At 36.5% G+C, this 15,562-nt stretch carries 16 protein-coding genes; 6 read left to right on the top strand and 10 right to left on the bottom strand.

The window, feature by feature from the left end; translation table 11 throughout:
- Both AC3WTA_RS24720 and AC3WTA_RS24715 read right to left on the bottom strand, forming a co-directional pair.
- The coding region (locus AC3WTA_RS24720; RefSeq protein ID WP_492333063.1) for an MSCRAMM family protein at nucleotides 1-1,828 on the bottom strand (1,828 nt) is incomplete at its 3' end.
- A gap of 383 nt (nucleotides 1,829-2,211) precedes the next feature.
- Entirely contained in the window at nucleotides 2,212-3,084 is an 873-nt protein-coding gene (locus AC3WTA_RS24715) for a Cof-type HAD-IIB family hydrolase (protein ID WP_098822379.1), read from the bottom strand.
- A gap of 134 nt (nucleotides 3,085-3,218) precedes the next feature.
- Between AC3WTA_RS24715 and AC3WTA_RS24710 the strand changes: the two genes are divergently transcribed.
- Complete coding sequence (locus AC3WTA_RS24710) at nucleotides 3,219-3,836, top strand: DNA-3-methyladenine glycosylase (protein WP_492333062.1); 618 nt, start codon at nucleotides 3,219-3,221, stop codon at nucleotides 3,834-3,836.
- 62 nt (nucleotides 3,837-3,898) lie between these two features.
- Here AC3WTA_RS24710 and alsD read toward each other — a convergent pair whose 3' ends face one another.
- The gene (gene alsD, locus AC3WTA_RS24705; RefSeq protein WP_070168434.1) at nucleotides 3,899-4,657 is read right to left on the bottom strand and encodes an alpha-acetolactate decarboxylase; all 759 of its coding nucleotides are present in this window, start codon (nucleotides 4,655-4,657) and stop codon (nucleotides 3,899-3,901) included.
- A gap of 16 nt (nucleotides 4,658-4,673) precedes the next feature.
- Nucleotides 4,674-6,362, bottom strand: a complete 1,689-nt coding sequence (gene alsS / locus AC3WTA_RS24700) for an acetolactate synthase AlsS (RefSeq protein ID WP_070168433.1) — start codon at nucleotides 6,360-6,362, stop codon at nucleotides 4,674-4,676.
- Nucleotides 6,363-6,722: 360 nt separating this feature from the next.
- Here alsS and AC3WTA_RS24695 point away from each other — a divergent pair, with 360 nt between their 5' ends.
- Both AC3WTA_RS24695 and AC3WTA_RS24690 read left to right on the top strand, forming a co-directional pair.
- Nucleotides 6,723-7,280: an HAAS signaling domain-containing protein gene (locus tag AC3WTA_RS24695; protein WP_492333061.1), complete on the top strand. Its 558-nt coding sequence runs from the start codon at nucleotides 6,723-6,725 to the stop codon at nucleotides 7,278-7,280.
- Nucleotides 7,281-7,304: 24 nt separating this feature from the next.
- Nucleotides 7,305-7,901 (top strand): NDxxF motif lipoprotein, encoded by a 597-nt coding sequence (locus tag AC3WTA_RS24690; protein WP_098715427.1) that lies wholly within the window; start codon nucleotides 7,305-7,307, stop codon nucleotides 7,899-7,901.
- Nucleotides 7,902-7,942: 41 nt separating this feature from the next.
- On the opposite strand, the gene AC3WTA_RS24685 is transcribed toward AC3WTA_RS24690, so the two are convergent.
- Nucleotides 7,943-8,299, bottom strand: coding sequence for a YlbF/YmcA family competence regulator (locus AC3WTA_RS24685; protein ID WP_048545636.1), 357 nt, complete (start codon nucleotides 8,297-8,299; stop codon nucleotides 7,943-7,945).
- A gap of 143 nt (nucleotides 8,300-8,442) precedes the next feature.
- Nucleotides 8,443-9,579 carry a DUF445 domain-containing protein gene (locus tag AC3WTA_RS24680; protein WP_070168476.1) on the bottom strand — a complete coding sequence of 379 codons (1,137 nt, stop codon included), beginning with the start codon at nucleotides 9,577-9,579 and terminating at the stop codon, nucleotides 8,443-8,445.
- Nucleotides 9,580-9,713: 134 nt separating this feature from the next.
- Between AC3WTA_RS24680 and AC3WTA_RS24675 the strand changes: the two genes are divergently transcribed.
- The gene (locus tag AC3WTA_RS24675) at nucleotides 9,714-10,766 is read left to right on the top strand and encodes a YheC/YheD family protein (RefSeq protein WP_492333060.1); all 1,053 of its coding nucleotides are present in this window, start codon (nucleotides 9,714-9,716) and stop codon (nucleotides 10,764-10,766) included.
- Between the two features lie 20 nt (nucleotides 10,767-10,786).
- On the top strand, nucleotides 10,787-12,247 hold the full coding sequence (locus tag AC3WTA_RS24670) for a YheC/YheD family endospore coat-associated protein (RefSeq protein ID WP_492333059.1): 1,461 nt from the start codon (nucleotides 10,787-10,789) through the stop codon (nucleotides 12,245-12,247).
- A 16-nt stretch (nucleotides 12,248-12,263) separates the two neighbouring features.
- Here AC3WTA_RS24670 and AC3WTA_RS24665 read toward each other — a convergent pair whose 3' ends face one another.
- The gene (locus AC3WTA_RS24665) at nucleotides 12,264-12,509 is read right to left on the bottom strand and encodes a hypothetical protein (RefSeq protein ID WP_000510463.1); all 246 of its coding nucleotides are present in this window, start codon (nucleotides 12,507-12,509) and stop codon (nucleotides 12,264-12,266) included.
- A 437-nt stretch (nucleotides 12,510-12,946) separates the two neighbouring features.
- Here AC3WTA_RS24665 and sasP point away from each other — a divergent pair, with 437 nt between their 5' ends.
- Complete coding sequence (gene sasP / locus AC3WTA_RS24660; protein ID WP_000013349.1) at nucleotides 12,947-13,150, top strand: small acid-soluble spore protein, SasP family; 204 nt, start codon at nucleotides 12,947-12,949, stop codon at nucleotides 13,148-13,150.
- A gap of 51 nt (nucleotides 13,151-13,201) precedes the next feature.
- Here the strand turns inward: sasP and AC3WTA_RS24655 are convergent, their stop codons facing one another.
- The 3 genes from AC3WTA_RS24655 to AC3WTA_RS24645 are packed head-to-tail and all read right to left on the bottom strand — an operon-like array spanning nucleotide 13,202 to nucleotide 15,447.
- A complete protein-coding gene (locus tag AC3WTA_RS24655) occupies nucleotides 13,202-13,936 on the bottom strand; it encodes an amino acid ABC transporter ATP-binding protein (protein WP_000623593.1) in 735 nt (244 codons plus the stop codon).
- Between the two features lie 28 nt (nucleotides 13,937-13,964).
- Entirely contained in the window at nucleotides 13,965-14,663 is a 699-nt protein-coding gene (locus tag AC3WTA_RS24650) for an amino acid ABC transporter permease (protein WP_033657688.1), read from the bottom strand.
- The gene (locus AC3WTA_RS24645; RefSeq protein ID WP_000732850.1) at nucleotides 14,650-15,447 is read right to left on the bottom strand and encodes an amino acid ABC transporter substrate-binding protein; all 798 of its coding nucleotides are present in this window, start codon (nucleotides 15,445-15,447) and stop codon (nucleotides 14,650-14,652) included. Before AC3WTA_RS24645 ends, AC3WTA_RS24650 begins: the two co-directional genes overlap by 14 nt.
- Between the last annotated feature and the right edge of the window lie 115 nt (nucleotides 15,448-15,562).

Here is a 15,562-nt window from a genome sequence, read left to right as displayed (position 1 = left end):
CTGTTTCTTCACCTGGCTTCTCTGTTTCTTCACCTGGCTTCTCTGTTTCTTCACCTGGCTTCTCTGTTTCTCCACCCGGTTTTTCTGTTTCTTCACCTGGCTTCTCTGTTTCTCCACCTGGTTTTTCTGTTTCTTCACCCGGTTTCTCTGTTTCTTCACCTGGTTTTTCTGTTTCTTCACCTGGTTTTTCTGTTTCTTCACCTGGTTTTTCTGTTTCTTCACCTGGTTTTTCTGGACCTTTACTTGGTTCTTTTTCATTCAATACTTCTTTTTTCGCTACTTTATTTGCTACAACGTTTACTTCTACTGTAACGTCTATCGCTTTGTAACCTTCTGGTGCTTTCGTTTCTTCTAACGTATACTTACCTGGCACTAAGTTTTCGAATGTAACAACACCATCTTTATTTGTTGTTTTCGCCTCTCCAACTATTTGACCATTTTCGTTTTTCAGTCTAAATTCCGCGCCTTCTAGCACGTTTCTGCTCTCAGCATCCTTTTTGACTACCTGTAAGCTTCCCAACGCTTTCACATTTTTAACTATTACCGGTACTACTTTGTTCTCTTCCACAGTAACTTCAATTTCTTCTTTTAGTAATTTATATCCCTCTGGTGCTTTCGTTTCTTTTAATGTATATTTACCTGGTTCTAATTTCTTAGAGATTACTTTACCTGTCTTATCTGTTCGTAATGTATCTATTTGTTTACCATCTTTATACACTTCAAATTCTGCACCTGGTAATAACTTTGTTTCATCACTTGCATCTACTTTTACAATTTCAAATTGACCAGTTACTTTTTCAACTGATGGTTTATTCCATTTCGGCCAATTAAATTTAAAGTTATGAACCTCAAAGCCATCTCTTTGGTGTAATCCACCAACAAAGGCTTGTCCGTTAATTGAACCACCCTTTGTATCTACAACTGCATTAGGTGCAAACACACTACCTACTACACCATAGCCTTTAGTTGTTATTTTTGTAGCGTTTGGAAACACCCAAATAACTTTACTAGCTAACTCCGTAAAAGATGAATTAGGATCATATGCTTGAGATGTATTAATTAAGTCTGTAGCCATCCCAGTGTTTTTTGTATCATACAAAATTGCACCGCCACCAAAACTCACTTCTTCCGCATCTGAATAAATAACAATAAAATCTTTATTATCTGCATTCGGAAGAAAAACGTCTGTTACATCAAATGTTTTCTTTCCCGTTTGGCCTGAAGAGACATAAATATTAGGATTATTTACATCTTCACCGATCCCAAATGTCATACCCGATTTTGGTTTATCAGTATGTAATTGGCCCGCATCCTCAATTACGCTATCAACGTCTTTTCTAAATTCTTTAAATTTAGCATCAATCTCCGCTTGCTCTTTATAAGAGATACGGTCATATGATGATTTCATTGCACCTTCTGGGTCACCATCTTTTGTCATCGCCACTGTTCCATCTTGAATAATTACTTGTCCTGTTCCCGCTTTCGTAAATTGACCACCTAGTAATAATGCTGGATATCCTTCCTCTACCCATGTTGCTCCAGCTAAGTTATGTGCTCCTGTTGCAGCCGCTAAGACTGTATAACTTGATGCGTTCATATTTTTTTGAATAGCCATCGCACCCTCAATATCCGCACTCGTTGCACTATGATCTCCAAAAATGATTGCATTGTAATAAGATACATCACCTAAACCTTTTAATTCTGGTGTAGCTGCCTCTGCTTTATATGGTAAATGGATTAGAAAATTCATACATACTAGTAACACGACTATAAAACTACTACTTAATTTTTTTATTTTTTGATTAAATGATTTCCTCAAAAAATTCATTCCCCCTTTTAAATTTCCTAAAGCTACAAAGAGAAGTACATTTCATATGTACCAAGCCTTACTCACATTAACTTAAAATAATCCATTTAAATAAAACAAAGACACTCTACAACTAATTAGTAAAATTACTACAATTCATTTTTGAAATACTACGTGAACGAAACTATCATGCGGAAATATTTTTACGTATAGGAGCTCAATAAAATTAACCTGAAGAATATTTCATGTGGTGTAACTATTTTGGCAACATCACCCACTTTACAACAGTTTTCTAAATGATTCAAGTTAATTGTATGAATTTCAGACACAATTTATCCGGTAAAACGTTTTCATTTTTCGAATAAAACTAATAAAAAACGTAGCTGAAAAGCTACGTTTTTCTTTCATCGTTTCGGTGTATTTTTATGATTCTTCAAAAACGGAAGCGGGAATTGCTTGCGGAAATGTTCTTTAATCATATACTCTACACCGTTCTCACTATTTGAACGTGTAATCCAGTCTGCTGCTTGTTTTAACTCTACAGGTGCATTCCCCATCGCTACCCCGAGCCCTACATTTTCAATTACTTCTAGATCTTCTAAACTATCCCCAATCGCAACCATTTCGTTTAGCGAAATCTTTAAATGCTCTCCAAGCAATTGTAATCCACGTAATTTTGATACATTTTGCGGCAAAATTTCTATTCGTTTTGAATCACAATCAATATACTCTATATCTTGGAATGCTTTTCGTAATGTATTTAGCCCTCGTTCTTTTTCACCTTTACTTTGGAAAATCACATCAATTTTCGGAGCAGCTACTGGATGATCACGAAGCGCATCACCTAACGAGTCTACAAATTGAACCGGATAAAATAACGGATCTGCACTCGATAATACAGTACGCGCAATTAAGTTTGGTGTATTTCTCTCCCGATTTCCGATTGAAAACCGTTCATGAGAAATGCGGACGTTACAATCGAAGTGCTCTAATACTTGCACAATGTTAAACGTCTTCTCTTCCGATAATCTTCTTTGAACGTACGGCTTATCTAACGTTGCTGAAACGAAAGCACCACCGTGTGTCACTAAGATAGAATCTAATTTCAACGCCTTTGCAACTTTATGAGCGGACTGAAAATTACGGCTCGTAAATAATGTAACGTATACATCTTTTCTTTTCACAAATTCAATTGTTTCTCGTAATCCTTTTGCAATTTTTCCGTTGTTGTATAGTAGTGTCCCATCTATATTAAGAGCTAGTAAGCGATAAATCATGTCGCACTCCCCCTCTTCGCTGTTGTACTCTATCCATAATTTATGAAATAAATGTAGCAAATAGAACGAGTTAGAATTACTACTGAAAATTTGGTTTACTATATACATATACACTCAGTAAAGGAGATAGTACAATGCAAGCACCACCTTCCTTTTATGAAGGCGATACGTTAGAAGTCGCAAAGAAATTACTCGGACAGAAACTTGTACATACTGTAGATGGAATAAAACGAAGCGGAATCATTGTAGAAGTAGAAGCATATAAGGGTCCCGATGATAAGGCCGCACATAGTTACGGCGGGAGACGAACAGGTCGCACAGAAGTCATGTTTGGCGCACCGGGGCATGCTTACGTATATTTAATTTATGGTATGTATCATTGTTTTAACGTCATTACAGCGCCAGTTGGCACCCCACAAGGTGTTCTCATTCGAGCCCTTGAGCCAGTAGACGGGATTGAAGAAATCGAATTTGCGCGATACAACAAAACCGACATTACAAAAGCGCAGTATAAAAATTTAACGAATGGCCCTGGCAAACTATGCCGTGCCCTCGGAATTACGTTAGAAGAACGAGGCGTATCCTTACAAAGTGACACATTGCATATTGAACTCGTCCCAGAAGAAGAACACATATCATCACAATATAAAATAACAGCAGGACCTCGTATTAACATCGACTATGCAGAAGAAGCTGTACATTATCCGTGGCGTTTTTATTACGAGGAGAATCCGTTCGTTTCAAAGAAATAAACGATATCAACAAGAAATATTAATAAAAGAAGACTGTTCCACAATGGAACAGTCTCTCCCTTTTACTCCGCGCCTTCCGCAGTCGCAATATTATCCTCTAAGTTTTCTCTTGATAATTCAGCCGTCATAAAGTCAGCTGTTTCTGGAAGTGCTAAATGCATATGAGCTTTTTGACAAATTTGGATCGTACAGTTTTCTACAACATAATCGAAAACATGTCCGCCTCCGCTTCTTGCATCGTCAATGTAATGTAAGTGGAAACCAGCTACACCAATACCTTGCGCGTAATCTGGTGTCCAAAATCCAGCAAGCGTACCTTCTGTATGTTTAAAAGAAAAGATTGGCTGAGATTTCGTCACTTCAACGAGCGGTGTATACGGTTTTTCTTGTCTTGGAACAGTTCTCGTTCTTACTTCACGGAACGTACCGTCCATTCGAATACCGTAAAATAAGTTTTTACTTGGCATTAATTCATGTAATAAAGCTTCCACTTCTTCACGATTCATCGGGCGCTCTACTCTATAACTCATTTCTTTTTCAAAAAACGTTACAGTCGCAAACGGTGTTGTTTCTTCCGGTTCTACTTTTTCTGCTGAACCGTCTGAACGTAAATGATAAAATTCGTTATCGAATGCAATCATTTCACCATCTAATTGATCAAATGTGCCGATGCCGAAATCACCACGTTCTTTCAATTCCTCAAAGCTAATTACACCATCATATATACCATCTAATAGCGCAAGCATTGTAGATGTTTGATATACTTCATTACTCGTTTTCGTTCTTTTTGCATCAATATCAATTAATTGTGCAACAGTCATCTCAATCATGCCTCCATTAGTTTAATTGGTTTGGTAATAATTTTTCGCTTAATTTAATGTTGTCACGGTAGTCAATTGGAACATCAATAATGACAGGACCGTCTGCTGCTAGTGCTTCTTTTAATACATCTTCTAATTCATCAGGCGTGTTAACGCGAAGACCTTTTGCACCGAAGCTTTCTGCATATTTCACAAGATCGACATCGCCAAACTCTGTAGCGGATGTTCTACCATATTTCATCATTTGTTGGAACGCAACCATATCATACGTACCGTCTCTCCATACAAGATGTACGATCGGTGCGTTTAAACGTACCGCTGTTTCTAATTCCATCGAAGAGAATAAGAAACCACCATCACCTGACACGGAAACAACTTTCTTGCCCGGTTCAACTAAAGTAGCGGCAATTGCCCAAGGAAGTGCAACACCTAACGTTTGCATACCGTTACTAAATAATAATCTACGTGGTTCATAAGAACGGAAACATCTTGCCATCCAAATAGAATGTGAACCGATGTCACATGTCACAGTTGTATCGTCACTAATTAAAGAACGAAGTGTACGAATCACCTGCAGCGGATGCGTAACACCTTCTGAAGCACGGTTTGGAACTTCTGCTTGTTCTGATAATTTCGCGCGTAATCGTTCTAACACTGCTTCTGATTTCGAACTTAATACAAGTTTCGGTAATTTCTCCGCGATGCTATTTACAGTTAAAGCGATATCGCCAATTAATTCACGCTCTGGTTGGTAATCATGGTCGATATCCGCTTGATGATCATCAAGATGAATAATCGTTCTGTCTCCAAGTTTATTCCAGAATTTCGGATCATACTCAATTGGGTCATAACCGATCGAAATAACAAGATCTGCTTCTTCTAGTAAAATATCACCTGGTTGGTTACGGAATAATCCAACGCGGCCGAAGAAATGATCTTCTAACTCACGCGAAATTGCACCAGCTGCTTGATATGTTTCAACGACAGGAAGTTCTGTATCCGCAATTAATTCACGAACGGCTTTCGTCACTTCATTTGTGCTCGCTCTCATACCGAGTAAAATAACTGGTAATTTCGCCGATTTTATTTTTTCTACTACATATGTAATTTCATGTGTGGGAGCGATTCCAAGCTGTGGCTTAGAAAGCGCACCGATAGACTCTACAGTCGTTTCCGCAGTCATAACGTCTTGCGGAAGACTTACTAAAGTCGCTCCTGGATTTGTGGAAGTCGCACTTCGGAATGCATTACTTAATGCTTCTGGCACATTATCAGGATGCTCTACTTCTACGCTATATTTTGTGATTGGTTCGAATAGTGCAGCATTATCCATAGATTGATGCGTACGTTTTAATCGATCCGTACGTGGAACTGCACCAGCTAAAGCAACAACGGGATCACTCTCCGCATTCGCAGTAACAAGACCTGTCGCTAAATTCGATGTCCCTGGTCCTGAGGTTACAAGACATACGCCCGGTTTCCCTGTTAATCTACCAATAGCAGCTGCCATAAATGCTGCGTTTTGTTCATGACGACAAACAATTAACTCTGGTCCTCTTTCTTGCAGTACATCAAATACAGAGTCAATCTTCGCTCCTGGAATACCGAAAACATGTGTAACACCTTGTTTAATTAAACAATCAACAACAAGATCTGCTCCTTTTGTTTTTGTCTTCACGTCGTTTGCTTTTACATCTGTACTCAAACTAATCATTCCTTTATTTCATAATGTGTGTAATAAAGATTTTTTAATTTCACCTAGTTAATTAACGTGGTGAAGTATCGTTTATCATTATAGTACAAATGCATTATTTTTCCAAGAATATGAATTTTACAGTATTTTGACAAACAATAAGGAATACGCTTACAACCCTTTGTTTATCCTAAAATAATATTTTTATAACTTATCTAAAAATGTAAGAGAAACTTTCATCTCATCACAGTATTAAAAACTTCACAGTACCTTGCAAAGAACACTAGCAAATGATATATTTGTAAATATTGGAATACCCAGCAATTGGAATCTACTTTGTAATTCATCATTTTATAAAGGAAAGTGATTGTTATGAACAAAAATGAATTTTTGGAACAACTTAGTTCTTCCCTGCGGAATATGCCTAATGTAGAAAAGAAAGATATTATCTCAGAGTACGAAACCCATTTTATCAGTGGTAAACAAGATGGGAAATGTGAAGAAGAAATTGCTAGAAAACTAGGAAACCCTACAACGATCGCGAAAGAGCTTACTGTTTCCTATGCAATACATAACGCTGATAATAAACGAAGCTTTAAAAATATGATAACGGCACTATTTTCTGTTATGAGTTTAAGTGTTTTAAACTTTACCTTTATCATTATCGCCTTTTTCGTACTACTCTTTTTATTACCGATTCTTCTAGCACTTATCATTGCTACTCCACTATTAATCATCTCACCTATTTTATTAATAGGTTTAGGATTTTTTAAAGGGTTTCATCAAATCAGTAATTCCGATGTTTACAATGTGTTCATCGCTTTTTGCAGCGGTTTACTCATATCCGTCATATGTTACCAAATGGTAAAACATCTATACGCAACTTTAGTAAAGTATTTGAAATGGAATATAGCTATTTTACAAAGATAATAATGAATATAAAAGGAGATTAAAATGAAGAAGTATATTTTATATCTACTCATGTTACTTACAATTTTATTTCTATCAGCTTGTTCAAACAGTGCACAACATAAGGAAGAAAACGATGTGCAATCTATTAAAGATGTAACGATAAAAATTCCAGAAACTATATTCACTTCCTCAAAAAAGAATGAAACGATTAACGAAGACGAAATGAAACAAAATATAAAAACGTATTTAGATTATAGCGGAGAGTTAGACGAAAACATCGTTCCACTTTCATCATCTATGTCTGACGAGAATGTCACTGAATCCGACCGAGAGAAATTAAAACAACTAGTAGATTTAGCGCAACAAAACGATGCGAATTTCCATGATTTTATTAGTAACAATACGATCCCTGATGATTACAAAAAACCTTCGAAAGAAATGTATGAATTCATTTCAGCATCTACGGCACTTTCAGTAGAATTAGAGCAAGAATTAGACAAATTCGCTCAAGATGGTAACTTATTCAAAACTGATTTTTCTTTTACAAAACGCTTTGAGAAAGTTAATGGTAGGAAGCAAAAAGAAATTGAAAAGTTTTTGAAGGAAAAGAATATTAAGACGGAGTATTTCCACAAATAACAAACAAAAAAGACGCCCCTATACAGGGGCGTCTTCCACTATTACGCTTGTTGTTGCGCGTTATATAATTCTTCAAGTGGCTGCATGATAATTTTGTTAACGTCAGTGATAACGATGTTTAAACGTTGTTCAGTTTCCATTAACTTTGTGATTTTAGCATCTTGTTGAATGCGAGCTACAACTTCTTGTGCTTTTTGGTTATCTTCTTCAGTGATTTCTTGACCTTGCATCATTTTTTGTTGTAGGCCAAGTTGCATTGTGCGGAACTCATCGAATAAGTTCTTTGAATTTGCATCACCTTGTACTGCTGCGTAGCTTGCTTTTAATGTTTGGAAATCTTCGTTTTCAGCGATTGCTTTTTGTAATTCATATGCAACATCATGAATGTTTTTTGTCATTTTATTTTTCCTCCTTTAGAAGGCTAGCGCTTTTCGCTCACACTGCCTTTTAAGTGCATTTACATACGCACCTCTTCTTACCATATCAAACTATGCAAGAGATGTGAAGAAATTTCACTTTTATTTCTATGTACTTATCTTTACTACATAAGGAACAACAGTAATAGCCCTTGCACGAGTCCAATCATCCCGCCTAATAGTGCTCCTAAATACGTAATCATTTTTAGTTCATTTTTGGTAATGGATAGAACTAAATCTTCTAGTCGCTCTGTTGAAAATGTAGACACTTCTTGTTGGACAATTTCCGCAAGGTGGAGATTGTTTAATATACTTTCTACGTTTTCTGTCCCCCACTTTAAGCCTTTCGTTACAGCACTTGGGACTAGCTTTTCCTTGATTGTTTCTCGAACTGGCTCACATACTTGCTGCACAGATTGATTTAAAAACTTACTCACTGTTTCTTCAACTTTAACTGCTGACAATATGGAGCTTACAATCATTTCTTTTTCTACAAACGTTTCTAATTCTTTTACATCTCTACCTTTTAACTTTTCCCACTCTTTTTGCAGTACATCAGTTAAAAGCTGCTTTGTGCCATCTTGCCCTAAAAACTTAATAACTTCTGGCTGTACACGATCCATTAAGCTTACATTCCCTAAAAACATTCCGACTAAGTTAAGCAGCGTTCCCCTAGAAGCAAAGAAATCATCAATCATTTTTGAAAGACGAGCTTTTCCTTCCTCACTTTCAAAAAAACGAATTCCTCGCTCTAAAATAAACGCCGAGACATTTGGGATCGTATTTTCTATTTTTTCATGTACAGAATGAGGTAAAGCCTGTTCCCATGTATATGTATAGTACTCCGCTAAAAATGCCTCTATTTTTTCTGTAATCACATGTTCAATTTTCCCGGTCGCCTCTTTTTCTACATGTACTAAATTCCATTTTTCTAACATTTGTCGTAACGACTGTTCATTCGTAATTACTTTATCCACTTCTACTTGTGTCCATTGAATTAAACCTTTTTGAAACTCTTCATTTGTTAATTTCTTTCCGATTCCTTCTGGCGTTAACAAATGTTCGACAACCATTTTTCCTAATTGAACAGCAAGTTCATCGCGGCGCTTCGGAATTAATCCTGGTGTAAATGGAACTTGAAACTTTCCAATATAAATAGGGCGATGAGGACGAAATAACATTTTTATCGCTAAATGATTTGTGAATCCTCCAATAATCGCTCCGAGCCCTGTCGTCGTTAACATACTTAACCACATATTCATTACAATCAACCTTTCGCTTCTCCAAAACTATAGCATATCATCATACGGACAAAAGTATAATGGTATAAAAACGTATTTGCAATATATAGCTATGCCTCTTATGCCAACATTTTGTTAATAAAGGAGTGATTTCGTTGGTTCTCGGTATTTTAACTTCTCACCCTCATTATGAGCAAATGTATTACACCGAAATCGCTAAACGCGCTCGGTTTTATCATAATGTCGTTGCCCAGTTTACGCCATTTGGTATTGATCCTAAAACAGATCTTGTCTCTGGTCTGATTTATGATACAGATACAGGAAAATGGAAAGAGCAAATATTCCCTATTCCTTCTTATATTTACGATCGTTCTTCTTTTAACGAGGAAACAGACTTCGACAAAGCAAAATCAATTATTCATTCATTACACAACCGTGCTTCCACTACCTTTTTAAATAACACACTCATTGACTTGAGCGAACTACATGATTTATTTCTCACGAATAAAAAATTATCTCCTTATATACCAAAATTCGAAATAGCAACGATACAAAACATTTTCAAACTGTTATTAAAAACAAAAGATATTATTATACGGCCTACTAACACACATTCCAATGAAAGTCTGTACCGAATCGCTTATAAAAATAAAACGTTTCATATCGATACGATAAATGATGACTATCATACTTCTACTCCAATCAAACGGACAGATGAATTTATATCTTGGTACAAATCTAACATACGATCAGCACGTTACATCACCCATACAATGCTGCAACCACCAAATCAATTAACATACCCGCTTCATATTCGAACCATTTTGCAAAAAAATAAAGAACAGAAGTGGACTGCTATCGGCCAATTTATACAAAAAAGCTCATTTCCGAATCAACTTTTACTTTCGGCAACGGATGATTCCTCGCTGCATTCGTTTTCAAAAATTAAATACGTATTATCTAGTACCGGTGTAAAATTATTACAGGACGCTTTACATGACATTATAAATGAAGTGTTTCAAACATTAGATGAATCTTATTCTTCGTTATTCGAGCTAGAGCTTTCCACCATTATGGATCAAAAAGGGGCAATTTGGCTTATGTATGTCAACACGATTCCCCCGTACGAACATTACATTCGTCATAGTGATGCACTAGCCGAAAAAATATATCACGGACCACTAAAGTTTAGTCGCTTCACACCATAATGAAAGGAGGTAACACCATTTTGAAAGAGCACATATATACATTAAATATTTCAGATGAGCATCCAAATAGTATTACTTTACCTTATATTTTTTCCATTACACCACCAATCGCATCTCTTTCCTTCGGCGTACGCCATGTTGCAAGTGAAGAGGTGAAAATTCATTATTCCTTTACTCGCGAAATCATTATCGGAAAACAAATTGCAGAGAAACTTTTACTTCCTCATTCCACTACTATCCATGCATTCACGCAAAATGAAACCATTATTTTCGGACCGTTAATCGGGATTTTCACAACTGGTTTTAACGATGACTCTTCTAATCCTTTAGGAAACCGTTCAACTTCTCTCAGCGAGTTACTAACGCCGCCATTCACCTTGCGACCATTTGTATTCGTTTTTGGTGTGCAACATATAAACTGGGCAGACGAAACAATTGAAGGATATTTCTTTCAAGAAGGGCAATGGATTAAGAAAAAAGTTCCTTTACCGAATGTCATTTATGATCGATTACCAAATCGGAAAGCCGAAAATTATAAACCGATCGTAAGAGCAAAAAGAAAATTAGAGCGTGACTATTCCATTCCGTGGTTTAACCCAGGGTTTTTCAATAAATGGGAAGTGCATCAACTTCTTATGAAAGATGAATCCATTATTCCCTTATTACCAAATACGGAAGCTTTTCAACATTTCGAACAAGTAGAACGCTTTCTTGGCACGTATAAATCTGTTTACATGAAACCGATACACGGTAGCTTCGGGAGAAACATTCATCAAATATTTTACTCTCAAACAGAGAATTGCTACTACTGTCGTTATCGCGAAAATGAAGAAAATAAACTAAGAAAGTACCAATCATTAGAAACGCTTCTGAACCATGTATTAAAAGGACATGATTTAAAAAAGTTTATCGTACAACAAGGTATTTCCTTACTTCGCTTCGATGGGCAACCTGTTGATTTTCGCATTCATACAAATAAAAATCATTTTGGCCAATGGATGGTCAGTGCAATCGTTGCAAAAATTGCGGGCAAAGGTAGCTTAACAACGCATGTAAATAGCGGTGGCGATACGAAATTACTGCAAGAACTTTTTCCGGATTCAACGAAACAAGTTCAAATTGAAAATAAATTAAAACATACAGCCTTACAAATCAGTTACGCGCTCGATGAACAAGTAACCGGAAATATTGGAGAAATTGGTTTTGATATCGGTTTAGACACGCAAGAAAACCCGTGGCTCTTTGAAGCAAACTCTAAACCTGGGCGAACGGTATTCCAAGATGAAAAGTTAAAAGAACAAAGTGAACTGACGCGCCAATTATTTTACGAATATGCCATCTACTTAACTGAACATTCTTTGCGCGATGCAAAAGAAAAAATGGCTCAAATAAAATCCGGAACTCCATCAAACACCGAACATATCCCATCCCCTATGATTCACTCACAAATACGAAAACAAAAACTTCCACCTCATTCATAAGGTGGAAGTTTTCTATTTATACAAGTTTCACTACAACCTCTGTTTCCACATTACACATCCCGCAATAAAAAACATGATTGCAGTACTCTTGTGAATTACTATGTGTTAAACCATCTACTGCACTTAATAATTCTTGATCCATATACGCACTATAATCGTCTATGTAATCTACAGTTTTCCCATAATCTTGGAGTATACCTTGGCAATTTTGACAAGAATATGTTTGTGATTCTAATGCGTTGCAAAGCGGGCAAATTCCCATCACGATTCCTCCATACGTTATCATTTACAAGCAGATTGAAGAGAGCATCTAGCCGTGCATAGGAGCGTCCTGTCCCCCTACTTAAAATAGAACTATAAAGTTGCTACCGATTTAATTTTAGTAAGTCATAAATAAGAAGTTAATGATTTGCCCCACAATAGCGGGATACAAAAAGAAAAACATATTTCATATCGCTCTTAGTTTAGCCTTCTTTCTAAAAAATACAACGATTACTCTTATTTCATAATTTACGAAATCACTAAGATTTTTTACAAAATTTACAAATTATTATTTCGTATATCTTTCTAGGTAACATCCATACTATGAGTACAAACTTAATTACCGATGGATTAGCGCCAAACGGGGCGATAATCTGGTTCAAATCCAGCTAGTCCAACCAAAAAAAATTTTTCTAACTCTAAGGAGGATATATTCCTATGGCAAACCAAAGTTCTTACAATCAATTAGTAGTACCAGGAGCAACAGCTGCAATCGATCAAATGAAGTACGAAATCGCTCAAGAATTTGGTGTACAATTAGGGGCAGATTCTACGGCTCGCGCTAACGGTTCTGTTGGTGGAGAAATTACAAAACGTCTAGTTGCAATGGCTGAGCAAAGCCTTGGCGGATTCCAAAAATAAATATATATGGCAAAAAGGTCTCAAGGCATATGCCTTGAGACCTTCCTTCATTTACTGCAACATTTGTAAAAACTTTTTCGTACGTTCTTCTTTTGGATTTGTAAATACATCTTCTGGTGTACCTTGTTCGACAACGACACCGCCATCCATGAAAATAACGCGGTTCGCAATTTGATGTGCAAAACGCATTTCGTGCGTTACAATCACCATCGTCATGCCTTCTTTAGCAAGTTCTTTCATTACTTTCAGAACTTCTTGAACAAGTTCAGGATCAAGTGCTGACGTCGGTTCATCAAATAGTAATACTTCCGGCTCCATCGCAAGCGCGCGAGCAATTCCAACGCGCTGTTGTTGTCCGCCTGATAATTGGAACGGATATAAGTCTACTTTATCTGCAAGACCAACTTTTTCAAGGAAATAGTTTGCTTTTTTCTTCGCTTCTTCTTTCCCCATCTTTTTCACTGTAACGAGCCCTTCCATTACATTTTGAAGTGCTGTTAAATGCGGAAATAGATTATGGTGCTGGAATACCATACCTGTTTGCGTACGAAGATTGACAATATCTTTCTTCGATACTTTTTGAGAGAAGTCGAGCTCTTTATTACCGATGCGAATATTACCAGCGTTCGGCGTTTCTAACACGTTGAGGCAACGCAGGAATGTCGTTTTACCAGATCCCGATGGCCCGATAATAACAACAACTTCCCCCTTCTCAACTGATAAATCTATATGTTTTAGTACGGTATTATCTCCGAAACTTTTTTGTAAATGTTGAATTGAAATCATAAAAACAAAAACTCCTTTTATGAAAGGGTTATTTTAGAGTGTAACGTTCTGAACGTTTTTCTAATATTTGTTGCACAATAGATAATAAGAAGCAAATTGCCCAATAAATTAGACCTGCTTCGAAATACACAATTAAAAACTCATAGTTCATTGCCGCAATTTCCTGCGCTTTTCGGAACATTTCTGTTACTAAAATTAGCGATGCTAATGAAGTATCCTTCACTAAACTAATAAATGTATTCGAAAGCGGCGGAATAGATACTCGCGTTGCCTGCGGTAAAATAACACGTTTTAATGCTTGCGGGTATGTCATCCCAATTGTGTAAGCTGCTTCCCACTGTCCTTTCGGGATTGAAAGGATAGAAGCACGAATAATTTCAGATGCATACGCACCAACATTTAACGAAAATCCAATAACTGCTGCTGTATATGGCTCAACTTCAATATTAAGAGTTGGAAGACCATAGAAAATAATAAATAACTGTACAAGAAGTGGCGTTCCGCGAATGATAGATACATAGATACGAGCAATCCATTGTAAAATACGACTACCTGAAATACGTGCAAGCGCCGTTAACGTCGCAAGTATAATCCCGATAATAAATGTAATAAGCGTTAATGGAATTGTCGTAAACACAGCTTCCTTCAGCATAGGCATGAAGGAAGACTGCATAATATCTATCCAAGTAGACAATCGATCTGAAACCAGCGCACTACTTAGATACATTTTCACCGAACCATTTTTTCGCTATTTTATCGTACGTACCATCTTTTTTCATATCTTCTAACGCTTTATTTACTTCTTGTACTAGCTTGTCGCTACCTTTACGGAATAAGAATCCACTTTGTGACGCTTCTTTTTCTGTATCTACAATTTTAATTTTTGCATCTTTTTTCGTTTCTAAATAGTTTAACACTGATAATTTATCATTAATTGTGAAATCAACACGGCCAGTGTTTAATAATTCTGCAGCTTGGCTAAAGCCTTCTACATTCGTGATTTCTGCACCATTTTTCTTAGCAATATCTGCATAGTTACTTGTTAAAGATTGTGCTGCTTTTAATCCTTTTACATCAGCAAATGTAGCAGGTTTATCTTTATCCTTCGCAATAACTAATACCGCTGAAGATGAAACATATGGGCTAGAGAAGTCATATTTCTTTTGACGATCTTCACGAATACCAACTTCGTTTGCAACCATGTCGAAACGTTTTGCATCTAGACCAGCAAGTAAGCTATCCCATTGTGTTTCTTTAAATACAGGTTTTACTCCTAAACGTTTTGCAACTTCTTCTGCTAATTCAACGTCAAATCCAGTTAATTTATTACTTGAATCGTGGAATGTGAACGGTGGATATGTACCTTCTGTTCCAATTACAAGTTCACCACTTTGTTTTATCTTTTGTAACGCATCTTGACTAGCTGTATCTTTTTTCTCTTCTTTGCCGCAGCCTGCTACAATCCCGATCGCTAAAGTAGTTACTGCAAGAACTGAAAATAATTTTTTCATGATGGTAATCCTCCAAGTATTCTGATAGGAATTTAAAAACTATATTGATTGTATGCAATCTTGAACAATTTTTCAATGAAAATGTTCTTATTTAGTTTATCCTTTTTCTTCATAA

This window comes from Bacillus sp. EB106-07-01-XG149 (assembly GCF_058791555.1).
This window is presented reverse-complemented; position numbering and strand designations above follow the sequence as displayed.

Coding starts and splice junctions, on each gene's coding strand:
- AC3WTA_RS24715 (WP_098822379.1), bottom strand. CDS start 3,084: ATGATTTATCGCTTACTAGCTCTTAATATAGATGGGACACTACTATAC.
- AC3WTA_RS24710 (WP_492333062.1), top strand. CDS start 3,219: ATGCAAGCACCACCTTCCTTTTATGAAGGCGATACGTTAGAAGTCGCA.
- alsD (WP_070168434.1), bottom strand. CDS start 4,657: ATGACTGTTGCACAATTAATTGATATTGATGCAAAAAGAACGAAAACG.
- AC3WTA_RS24695 (WP_492333061.1), top strand. CDS start 6,723: ATGAACAAAAATGAATTTTTGGAACAACTTAGTTCTTCCCTGCGGAAT.
- AC3WTA_RS24690 (WP_098715427.1), top strand. CDS start 7,305: ATGAAGAAGTATATTTTATATCTACTCATGTTACTTACAATTTTATTT.
- AC3WTA_RS24685 (WP_048545636.1), bottom strand. CDS start 8,299: ATGACAAAAAACATTCATGATGTTGCATATGAATTACAAAAAGCAATC.
- AC3WTA_RS24680 (WP_070168476.1), bottom strand. CDS start 9,579: ATGAATATGTGGTTAAGTATGTTAACGACGACAGGGCTCGGAGCGATT.
- AC3WTA_RS24665 (WP_000510463.1), bottom strand. CDS start 12,509: ATGGGAATTTGCCCGCTTTGCAACGCATTAGAATCACAAACATATTCT.
- sasP (WP_000013349.1), top strand. CDS start 12,947: ATGGCAAACCAAAGTTCTTACAATCAATTAGTAGTACCAGGAGCAACA.
- AC3WTA_RS24655 (WP_000623593.1), bottom strand. CDS start 13,936: ATGATTTCAATTCAACATTTACAAAAAAGTTTCGGAGATAATACCGTA.
- AC3WTA_RS24650 (WP_033657688.1), bottom strand. CDS start 14,663: ATGTATCTAAGTAGTGCGCTGGTTTCAGATCGATTGTCTACTTGGATA.
- AC3WTA_RS24645 (WP_000732850.1), bottom strand. CDS start 15,447: ATGAAAAAATTATTTTCAGTTCTTGCAGTAACTACTTTAGCGATCGGG.